This window comes from Streptococcus oralis subsp. tigurinus (assembly GCF_002093545.1).
Classification (GTDB): domain Bacteria; phylum Bacillota; class Bacilli; order Lactobacillales; family Streptococcaceae; genus Streptococcus; species Streptococcus oralis_C.
Genome location: NZ_LNVF01000012.1, coordinates 46851 through 57354 on the forward strand (window position 1 = coordinate 46851; position 10504 = coordinate 57354).

6 protein-coding genes are annotated in these 10504 nt (G+C 44.1%); 1 reads left to right on the top strand and 5 read right to left on the bottom strand.

Features of this window, described 5'->3' with window-relative positions:
- The first annotated feature begins 292 nt into the window (after positions 1 to 292).
- Complete coding sequence (locus ATE34_RS09835) at positions 293 to 6535, top strand: alpha-L-fucosidase (RefSeq protein ID WP_084911922.1); 6243 nt, start codon at positions 293 to 295, stop codon at positions 6533 to 6535.
- Positions 6536 to 6676: 141 nt separating this feature from the next.
- Here the strand turns inward: ATE34_RS09835 and ATE34_RS09840 are convergent, their stop codons facing one another.
- From ATE34_RS09840 to ATE34_RS09860, 5 genes are all read right to left on the bottom strand, one after another.
- The gene (locus tag ATE34_RS09840; protein WP_000900121.1) at positions 6677 to 7465 is read right to left on the bottom strand and encodes an ADP-ribosylglycohydrolase family protein; all 789 of its coding nucleotides are present in this window, start codon (positions 7463 to 7465) and stop codon (positions 6677 to 6679) included.
- Positions 7466 to 7577: 112 nt separating this feature from the next.
- Entirely contained in the window at positions 7578 to 7862 is a 285-nt protein-coding gene (locus tag ATE34_RS09845) for a DUF5960 family protein (RefSeq protein WP_061598700.1), read from the bottom strand.
- On the bottom strand, positions 7855 to 8217 hold the full coding sequence (locus ATE34_RS09850) for a hypothetical protein (protein ID WP_061598701.1): 363 nt from the start codon (positions 8215 to 8217) through the stop codon (positions 7855 to 7857). The genes ATE34_RS09845 and ATE34_RS09850 overlap by 8 nt, the downstream gene beginning before the upstream one ends.
- Complete coding sequence (locus tag ATE34_RS09855; RefSeq protein ID WP_061598703.1) at positions 8214 to 9629, bottom strand: Y-family DNA polymerase; 1416 nt, start codon at positions 9627 to 9629, stop codon at positions 8214 to 8216. Before ATE34_RS09855 ends, ATE34_RS09850 begins: the two co-directional genes overlap by 4 nt.
- A 3-nt stretch (positions 9630 to 9632) precedes the next feature.
- The gene (locus ATE34_RS09860) at positions 9633 to 10319 is read right to left on the bottom strand and encodes a LexA family transcriptional regulator (RefSeq protein WP_061598705.1); all 687 of its coding nucleotides are present in this window, start codon (positions 10317 to 10319) and stop codon (positions 9633 to 9635) included.
- Between the last annotated feature and the right edge of the window lie 185 nt (positions 10320 to 10504).

The window sequence follows — 10504 nt, forward strand, 5'->3', positions numbered from 1 at the left end:
CTTTTTTTCTTTAAAAAGTAACTTATTTTCTTTAATTTATATTTATTTTTTGCTTTTTCGCTATTGCAATTCTGTCTTTAATTTAGTATATTTGTTATATTAAGAGTTTTCAGTCATTTTAAGGGAGAAATGACCTTTTAAATTTTTTACCTCAAAATGAAAGCGCTTTATAAACAGGAGGTAAGGTAGCTTACAAATTATCAGAGAGTTTTTTCATTAAATCAAGTTGTAACCAAGTCAGACTTGGGCTTGGGCAGTAGCTGACTGCCTTTCTAAAAACTAGGAGTATATTATGAATCGATACCTTTTTGAAAAAGGGCAAACATTTAGCATTCGGAAGTTAACTGTGGGCGTAGCCTCTGTCATCGTCGGACTGGCATTTTTTGCTTCTGGAACCGTACGTGCAGATGAAACGTCTCCTACCGCAACATCCAATTTAGACCAGCAAATTGAACAAGTCGCAGATATAGAAGAAAGCAAGGCTGAACAAGTCAAAGAAGAAGGCCGTGTAGAAGCTGAAAAACAAGAAACACCTGCTACCGATACCAACAGTGCTGACTTGCTCCCTGAAGGCATTCAGGACCGTGCCTATCCCGACACACCTGTCAAAAAACTCGATACGACTACTATCGTTGACCAGAAAGCTAGTCCAAAGGTAGAAACTGAGAGCATTCTAAAGGATAAGGAAGAAGCGCCAAAAGAAGCTGAGAATGGAAACCGGGCTATTATTAACGGTGGTCAAGACCTCAAACACATCAACTACGAGGGACAACCTGCAACTGCTGCTACTATGGTTTACAGCACTTACAATGCAGGGGAGCAACGTTACCTCGTTTCAGGCTCAGGTATCTTTGTAGCCCCTAACCTGATCCTTACCGTTGCTCATAACTTCCTAGAAGCAAATAAAGAAACTGGAGAAGGTCACATTCGTGGTGGGAAATCTGCCCAGTTCTACTATAACGTTGGTTCAAACAGCGAAAAGAAAAACTCACTGCCATCTTCTGGAACTACGGTTTTATTCAGAGAAAAGGACATCCATTTCTGGAATAAGAAAGAGTTTGGACAAGGCTATAAGAACGACCTTGCTCTTGTAGAAGCTCCTATTCCTCTTCCGATTGCTAGTCCAAACAAAGCAGCAACCTTTGCGCCTTTAGCGGAGCACAAGACACATCAGCCGGGAGAAGTCATCAGCACGATTGGCTACCCAACTGACTCAAGCTCAAAAGAACTGAAACAACCTATCCTAGCTGGTCAGCTTTACAAGGCAGATGGGACCATCCGATCTGTTGAATCCTATGATGATAAGGGAACGACCGGTATCACCTACCAAACCACTTCTGTATCTGGTTTGTCTGGTGGTGGAATTGTGGATAGCCAAGGAAAAGTTCTGGGGGTTCACCAACACGGAACCGTTGACAATGGTGTTCCTGAAAAGGATCGCTTTGGTGGCGGACTCGTCCTTTCACCTGAACAACTGAAATGGGTGAAGGACTTGATTGCCAAATATGGTGTGAAAGGCTGGTACCAGGGAGACAACGGAAATCGTTACTACTTTACTGATGAGGGGCGTATGCTTCGGAATGAGAAAGCTGTTATCGGAAGCAACGAATATTCCTTCAACCAAGATGGGATTGCTACCTTGACCAAGGGAGTTGAATACGGTCGTGTGGTTATTCAACACGAAGACGAAGAAGGAAATCCTGTCAAAGATAATGATACCTTCATCGAACAGACAGCTGTTGATTCTCCATTTGACTACAATTTCAAAAAAGAAATCGAGAAAACAGACTTCTATCAAAAGAATAAAGACAAATACGAAATTGTATCCATTGATGGCGTAGCAGTCAATAAACAGCTAAAAGATACTTGGGCTGAAGAGCACAATGTTGTCAGCAAAGCGCCTGCCGGTACACGTGTCATCAAGGTGGTCTATAAAGTCAACAAAGGCTCTTTCAAAGTTTACTACCGTCAAAAAGGAACCACTACTGAACTAGCGGAAGCGACAGTTGATAACAATGACGGTCAAGAGTATGATGTTTCCTTTGTCAACACCTTCCATGCCAAAGACATTGCTGGCTACCGTCCAGTAAAAGTTAGCTTGGAAGCAAGAATCCAGCAAAAAGGTGTTAATGAGGTCGTCTTTGAATACGAGCCAGTCGCTGATACAGCTAATCCAACGACTCCGACTCCTCCAGCCGCTCATCCAGAAGATAAGGAAACTGAGATTGGCAACCACGGACCTCTTCCAAGCAAGGCTCAACTTGATTACCACAAGGAAGAATTGGCAGCCTTCATCCACTACGGAATGAACACTTATACCAATTCTGAATGGGGAAATGGGAAAGAAGACCCTCGATACTTCAATCCAACCAACTTGGATACAGACCAATGGATTCGCACCCTGAAGGAAACTGGCTTCAAACGAACCATTATGGTTGTTAAACACCACGACGGTTTCGTTGCTTACCCTTCTAAGTATACGGATCATACTGTAGCTGCCAGCCCATGGAAAGATGGAAAGGGTGACCTTCTCGAAGAAGTTTCCAAGTCTGCTAGCAAGTACGACATGAACATGGGTGTTTACCTATCACCATGGGATGCCAACCATCCTAAATACCATGTCGCAACCGAAAAGGAATACAACCAATACTATCTCAACCAGCTGAAAGAAATCCTTGGAAATCCAAAATACGGAAATAAAGGGAAATTCATCGAAGTTTGGATGGACGGTGCGCGTGGTAGCGGTGCCCAAAAAGTAACCTATACTTTTGATGAGTGGTTCAAATATATCAAAGAAGCTGAAGGAGATATCGCCATCTTCTCTGCTCAACCGACAAGCGTTCGCTGGATCGGAAATGAACGTGGTATCGCAGGTGACCCTGTATGGCATAAAGTGAAAAGAGCCAACATCACAGACGATGTGAAAAACGAATACCTCAACCATGGTGACCCAGATGGTGATATGTACTCTGTGGGGGAAGCTGACGTTTCGATCCGTTCTGGTTGGTTCTACCATGACAATCAACAGCCGAAATCACTCAAAGAGTTGATGGACATCTACTTCAAGTCTGTTGGTCGTGGAACGCCTCTCCTTCTCAACATTCCACCAAACAAAGAAGGAAAATTCGCAGATGCGGATGTGGCTCGCTTGAAGGAGTTCAAAGCAACCCTAGACCAAATGTATACGACTGACTTTGCCAAAGGTGCTACTGTAACAGCAAGTTCTACTCGTCAGAACCATCTCTACAAGGAAAGTCACCTGACAGACGGTAAAGATGATACTAGCTGGGCGCTCTCAAATGATGCCACAACCGGTAGCTTTACAGTCGATTTAGGACAAAAGAGACGCTTTGACGTTGTCGAACTCAAAGAAGACATCGCCAAAGGTCAACGTATCTCTGGTTTCAAGATTGAAGTCGAAATCAACGGTCGCTGGGTGACTTACGGTGAAGGTTCAACTGTTGGTTACCGTCGCTTGATTCAAGGTAAACCTGTAGAGGCACAAAAAATCCGTGTGACCATCACAGGAGCACAGGCTACACCTATCTTGAACAACTTCTCAGTCTACAAAACGCCAAGTAGTATTGAAAAGACAGATGGCTACCCTCTTGGACTTGAATACCACTCAAACACAACAGCAGATACAGCCGGAACAACTTGGTACAATGAATCTGAAGGAGTTCGTGGCACTTCTATGTGGACCAATCAAAAAGATGCCAAAGTCAGCTATACCTTCACAGGAACCAAGGCCTATGTCGTCTCTACAGTCGACCCAGGTCATGGAGAAATGTCCGTCTACGTTGATGGTCAAAAAGTTGCGGATGTGCAAACTAAGAACGCTAGCCGTAAACGTAGCCAAAAAGTATATGAAACAGACGATTTGGCACCTGGCCAACATACCATTACTCTTGTAAATAAAACAGGTGAACCAATTGCTACAGAAGGGATCTACACCCTAAACAATGATAGCAAGGGAATGTTTGAACTCGAGTCTACTAACTACGAAGTCGAAAAAGGAAAACCAGTCACTATTAAAATTAAACGTGTTGGTGGAAGCAAGGGAGCTGCTACTGTTCGCTTCATCACGGAACCTGGAACTGGAGTTCACGGTAAAGTTTACCAAGATACAACTCAAGATGTGACTTTTGAAGATGGAGAAACAGAAAAGACTGTGACCATCCCAACGATTGACTTTACAGAACAAGCCGACTCTATCTTTGACTTTAAAGCCAAGCTCACTTCTGTTTCTGATGGTGCCCTGCTCGGTTTCGCTACCGATGCAACCATCCAAGTGATGAAAGCTGAATTGCTGATCAAGGATCAAACAAGTTATGATGACCAAGCTAGTCAGTTGGATTACAGTCCTGGCTGGCACCATGAAACCAATTCGGCAGATAAATACCAAAAGACGGAGTCTTGGGCTTCCTTTGGTCGCTTAACTGATGAGCAAAAGAAAAAAACAACTGTCACAGCCTACTTCTACGGTACTGGACTTGATATCAAGGGCTATGTTGATCCAAATCATGGTATCTACAAAGTCTTCCTAGATGGCAAAGAAGTTCCTTATCAAGATGGCATGGGAAATGCGTCGACTATTGATGGTAAGAAATACTTTAGCGGTCACGCTACCCAACGCCAAGGCAATCAAACGCTGGTTAGCCTAAAAGGTCTGGACGAAAACTTGCACGCAGTCACCCTTCAACTCGATCCTGATCGAAACGATTTGTCTCGAAATATCGGTATTCAGGTAGACCAATTTATCACTCGTGGCGAAGGCAGTGAACTCTACAGCAAGGCAGATATCATCCAGTCTATCTCAAAATGGAAAGATGATCTGTCCAACTTTGACCCAGCAGGCTTGAAAAATACGGCTACCGCACGCCAAGCTTTCCAAGCAAATCTAGAAAAATTGAGAAACCAGCTCAGTGCTGATGCAGTAGATGTTCAGGATGTCATGTTGACGGTCAGCACCTTACAAGATATCCTATCCAAGGATGAGAACTATCAAAGAGGCCAAGAGGAACCTAGCCCAGAGCAACCGGAACAGCCAGAAGAACCTGAGAAACCAGCTGAACCAAAACAACCGGAAATTGAGTACGATAAGGCTATGGACAGCTTGACGAAAGCTATCGAGAAAAAAGTCGCTGAGCTTGGATCCAACAATGAAGCTAAGAAGCAATTGTTAGCAATTGCTGACCAAGCCATTGCTGCAATCCAAGAAGCTAAAACTCAGGAAGCAGTCAATCAAGCGCTAGAAACTGCTCTCGAACAAATCAGCAAGCTCGAAGCAGCTCAGCCTGAGAAACCTGCTGAACCTGAAAAACCAGTTCAACCGGAAAAACCGACTCAACCGGAAAAACCGGCGCAACCTGAGAAACCAGTTCAACCGGAAAAACCGGCGCAACCTGAAACTCCAGCTCAACCGGAACAACCTGCTCAGCCGGAAAAACCGGCGCAACCGGAAACTCCAGCTCAATCTGAACAACCTGCTCAGCCTGAAAAACCAGCGCAACCGGAAACTCCAGCTCAACCGGAAAAACCAGCTGAGTCTGAGAAGCCGGCTCAACCTGAGAAACCAGTTCAACCGGAAAAACCGGCGCAACCGGAAAAACCTGCTCAGCCGGAAAATCCGACTCAACCGGAAACTCCAGCTCAACCGGAACAACCTGCTCAGCCGGAAAAACCGGCGCAACCGGAAACTCCAGCTCAACCGGAACAACCTGCTCAGCCGGAAAAACCGGCGCAACCGGAAACTCCAGCTCAATCTGAACAACCTGCTCAGCCGGAAAAACCAGCGCAACCGGAAACTCCAGCTCAACCGGAAAAACCAGCTGAGTCTGAGAAGCCGGCTCAACCTGAGAAACCAGTTCAACCTGAAAAACCGGCGCAACCGGAAAAACCTGCTCAGCCTGAAAATCCGACTCAACCTGAGAAACCAGTTCAACCGGAAAAACCTGCTCAACCTGAAAAGCCAGTGCATCCGGAAAAACCTGCTCAACCGGAAAAACCAATTACTTCTTCAAGTCCTGAGGAAGGGGTTAAAGACCTTGTCTTTACACTTCCAAGCTTGGAAATCGTCAATAAGGTCGTACCGTTCAAGACTATCCGTCGCGAAAACCCACAATTAGACAAAGGAAAAGAGCAAGTTCTATCAGAAGGAAAAGACGGTCTCTTAGTCGAGTATGTTGAAGTGGACGGTGACAATCGCAAGGTTCTCCAAACAGAAGCAACTCCAGCTCAAGATCGAGTGATTGAGGTAGGTAGCAAACAAAGCTCTGTTGGAACAGAAGCGCCACCAGTTGTGACTCTTCCTGAGTATGTTCTACCAAGAGAGACTGAAAAACCGACTCCAGCCGTAACAGATAATTCATCAGCAAAAGATGAAAAAGCTCCTGTTACAGCTACGGTCAAAGAAGACAAGGAAAGAGAACTCCCTGCAACTGGAGAACAAGAAGCAACTGCCTTCCTCTTCTTGGCAGCCATTACTTCTATCTTGTCTCTCCTCATCTTCCAAAAGAATTTCAAAGACGAATAACCCTCTTTGATTGATTCTTTTCCATTATTTCAGTTCCCCCGTTGAGAAGACCATTTGGTCTTCTCTTTTTCTATCTGTAAAATTAAAAAACATCCACAAATTTATATGGATGTTTTAGTATAAAATTCTAAACTAAGGTTATCATTGAGGATAGGTATTTTCAAAGTCAACTACGATTTCAAGCAAACGGTCATCTAAAAAAGTCAAAGCCTCTTGTCTAATGTCTTCAGGAATGCCATAGTAAGCTTCAGCGATCCCTCCACAGATAGCAGCGATAGTATCGCTATCTCCTCCGATGGAAATCGCATTTCGGATAGCATCCTCGAAATTTTCAGACTCAAAGAAGGCCTCTAAGGCCTGGGGAACAGAGCCCTGACAAGTCACGTCAAAAGTGTAATCCTCTCTGATGTCGTCCAGAGTAAAGTCCATAGGATAGTAATTCTTATCAATATGGTCCCTGATTTCATCCATACTAGCACCATTTCGTGCCAAGAAAATTGCTACAGCCGTCGCTTCAGCTCCCTTTATGCCCTCAGGATGATTATGAGTCACTGCTGTAACCGCTTGTGACAAAGACTTGGCTTGCTCTATACTTTCTGCCGCAAAACCGACAGCACTAATGCGCATAGCGGCGCCATTACCATAACTACCATAGGATTGAGGATCCTCAGAAAAAATCCAATGGAAAAAGTGACCTCCATAACCACAATCGGGATAATGACGGCCGACTTTCTGCATATACTTGACAGAATTTTTTGACAGTTGACTCCAGTCTTCCTTACTGGCCAATAAGGCTTTAGCAACCGCCAAAGTCATAATACTATCATCGGTCGGGCAAGAATTCTGGGTGAACAAATCAAACTCTTTGCTTTTATGATTATCCGCCTCGAATCGAGAACCAACAATATCTCCAATAACCGCTCCTAGCATGATTTACCTCCTGCAATATTCTCTACCCTTATGAAAATAGAATCAATTAAATTCTTTTGAAATTTATTTTATTATAGCATATTTAGACATTTTTCAGGGACTTGGACAGGCTCTATGCTTGCAGTCCCATATAGGCATAGGTTCGATTTCTGGGGCACTCTTTTTCTGTCACTATCCTAAAATAAAAGCGATGCTCCCGCCCATCCTTGGCATTTTCCTTGTTCAAGACGAAGTAGTTCTTCTGATTCATTGCCATGGTTCGTAGGATATCATCGATTAAAAAAGTCAAGGGAACATTCATGGCAGAGTATTTTTGGAAATCCTCTTCAAAGCGGATGTAACTATCTGAAAAATAATCCATCTGTAGTTTGTTTTCATACAGCTCTTTTCTAGTCATAAACTTCCTCCTCCCACAGTCGAATTTCGAGGATATCTACAATCTCTACCAGCCTATATCCCTCATTTGTCCTAATAGATAGAGTTTGAGGTGATAATTCGCTCACCTCACCGATGATCGTCATTTTTTGCTTTCTTTCCTTGACAACAAAACATCCCTTCAATTGACCAACATAAAGCTGAGAAAGCAAGAGTAGCTTCTCAACTGAATTCAAATTCGTCGAAAAATCAACACGATTTTTTTCTTCACCAAGCGAGCTAGTATGCTCTGAGAGGAAAAAGCCCATCCACTTCTGCATTCCTGGATCTTGATAGTCTCGCGCAGATTGAAAAGGTAAGTAAGAACGATCAATCATTGTAATCCATCTAATCCTCCAGCAGAATGCCCACCAATCAGCTTGCTTCTGGCAAGACTCCTAGAGGCTTCTTCCAGTGCATTGGCCTTTAAGAGAGAAGTGAAGCCAAATTGTTCCCGAATGGAGTCAATAGCCGTCTGGAGCCTTTCTTCTTTTTCTAACTTGTCAACATCATCAAAGAGGGAGATCAAGCCAAAGGACTCATCCACAAATCCTGAATAGTTGACTCCGACACTTCTGACCGCTCCAGAAGTGTATTTGCTATGAAATAGCTTCAAAACATAATCCGTTAAGACAGCTGTATTATTGGTCGGTTCGACCTTCATTTGTGTACGAATAGACGGCCTGACCTCCTGTTTAGAGAAACCAACATAGAGAGAGACAAGGGTTGTTTTCTTTCCCGCCCTTCTCAGTCTAATAGCCACCTGCTCCGCCATTTCTCGGAGAATAATTTCGATATCCCGTAGCTTCACGTAGTCTCTCGGCAAGATTTGAGAATTTCCTAATCCCTGAGACTTGGCTTTATAGGGCATGTGAACATTGCTTTCATCAATCCCGTTAGCATGAAACCACAAACGCAGGCCAGCCTGACCGATAGCTTTCTTTAGCTGGTCTGGGTTGCTGGTGGCTAGTTCTTTAATCGAAAAAATCCCCAGAGCATGCAAGCGTTTCTCCATCCGCCTGCCAATCCCCCAAAAGTCCGTCATCTTGGGAATGGCCCAGACCTTCTCTTCCACGTCTTGATAAGACCAATTGGCCCTCATGGTCGGAGTGTGCTTGGCCTCATTATCCAGAGCCAACTTGGCCAGCAAGGGATTGGCATTGGACATCCCCACCGTAGAATAGATCCCTGTCTGCCTCCAAATATCCCTCTGAATGCGAGCAGAAAGCATATCCAGCTTGTCTTTGCGAGAAATCTGCCTGTCTGGGATGAAATAATTGAGCGAACTAGTCAGGTCAATAAAGCCCTCATCGATAGAGTAGGGATAAATATCATCTGGACTGCCATAATTTTGAAAGATTCGCTGGATTTCCATATTGACTGCGATGTACTCATCCATCCGAGGAGGGACAATCAAGGTAACTTGGGCCCAATCTTCGATGTAGCGCACATAGTCTGAATCTGTAGGCAACCCCTGCTTTCTGGCATTATAGTAGGAAAATTTGCGGGTCTTGATATCAAAGGGCAGATCATAGGCCCGGCCAACATTTGACTTGCCAAAAATCTTCTTAAACATGGGAGAGGAAGCTAGGATCAGGCCAGTCGAATTATCCGCGCGACTCATGACACAAAGTGAGGTCTTCAGCGGATGCAAGCCCCTTCTCACACACTCGACACTGGCATAAAAGGATTTCATATCGACAAAGGCAATATCACTCTTGGGCTCTCTGGAATAATCAAAGTAGCCCATGGGCTAACCCTCCATCGGCACAAAGTTCCCAACGATAATCCCCACAATCCGAGGATCATCCTCATAGGAGATGAAAATGTCCTTGTATTTAGGATTGATAGAGACCAGACGCAAGCCATCTTCCTCCCGATAGACCCGTTTGATATAGGTCTGGTTGTTACAAACCACTGCATAAACCGCCCCGTCATAGTCAAATCCTGTCTCTCGAATCAGAGCAACTGAACCATTTTGATATTTAGGTTCCATAGAGTCCCCAGACACCCAGGACGCAAAATCATGGGCTAGTTCCTCATTAAAGTAAACCGTATCAAAATTCTGGTCACCGTAGACCGATGCCCCGATCCCTGCTGACATGCGTTCATAGACGTGATACTCGTAGAGGCGCTCTGGCATGGTCGTCACTTTCTGAGTTTGTTCTTCTTTAGCCAGGTTGCGAGCATAGAGCACAACCTTGTCCTTCCCTTGCTTGGAGAGGCTATTGTAAAGACGAACAATCTCAATCTGAGTAAAATAGCCTTTTGCCACTTTTAAAATCTTCTCCAGCTGAGCAACCTTCTCCTTGGATGGTTCCTTAATCCCGCGTTCCCAAGCGGAGTAAGCCTGAAAACTAATCCCTAATTCCTCTGCAATTTCCTTCTGTGTCAATTTTAACTCTTTTCTCCGAGCCTTGAGTTTTTCTGGTTGGTACATGATTCACCTCCTAGTGTGATGCTTTAATGAACATTATCTCCCTTAGAAAGACTAATCGACGGTTGAGCTTACATTTTCAAAACTCAACCAATTTAGTTTAGTTTTATTATATAAAAAAAGTGGACGATTGTCCACTGGGAAAATCAAGTTTAAACAGCAACACTTATCTATTTTGAACAAAAAAA

Bases quoted from the DNA above. Each gene is read 5' to 3' on its own strand.
- ATE34_RS09835 (WP_084911922.1), top strand. From the start codon at position 293: ATGAATCGATACCTTTTTGAAAAAGGGCAAACATTTAGCATTCGGAAG.
- ATE34_RS09840 (WP_000900121.1), bottom strand. From the start codon at position 7,465: ATGCTAGGAGCGGTTATTGGAGATATTGTTGGTTCTCGATTCGAGGCG.
- ATE34_RS09845 (WP_061598700.1), bottom strand. From the start codon at position 7,862: ATGACTAGAAAAGAGCTGTATGAAAACAAACTACAGATGGATTATTTT.
- ATE34_RS09850 (WP_061598701.1), bottom strand. From the start codon at position 8,217: ATGATTGATCGTTCTTACTTACCTTTTCAATCTGCGCGAGACTATCAA.
- ATE34_RS09855 (WP_061598703.1), bottom strand. From the start codon at position 9,629: ATGGGCTACTTTGATTATTCCAGAGAGCCCAAGAGTGATATTGCCTTT.
- ATE34_RS09860 (WP_061598705.1), bottom strand. From the start codon at position 10,319: ATGTACCAACCAGAAAAACTCAAGGCTCGGAGAAAAGAGTTAAAATTG.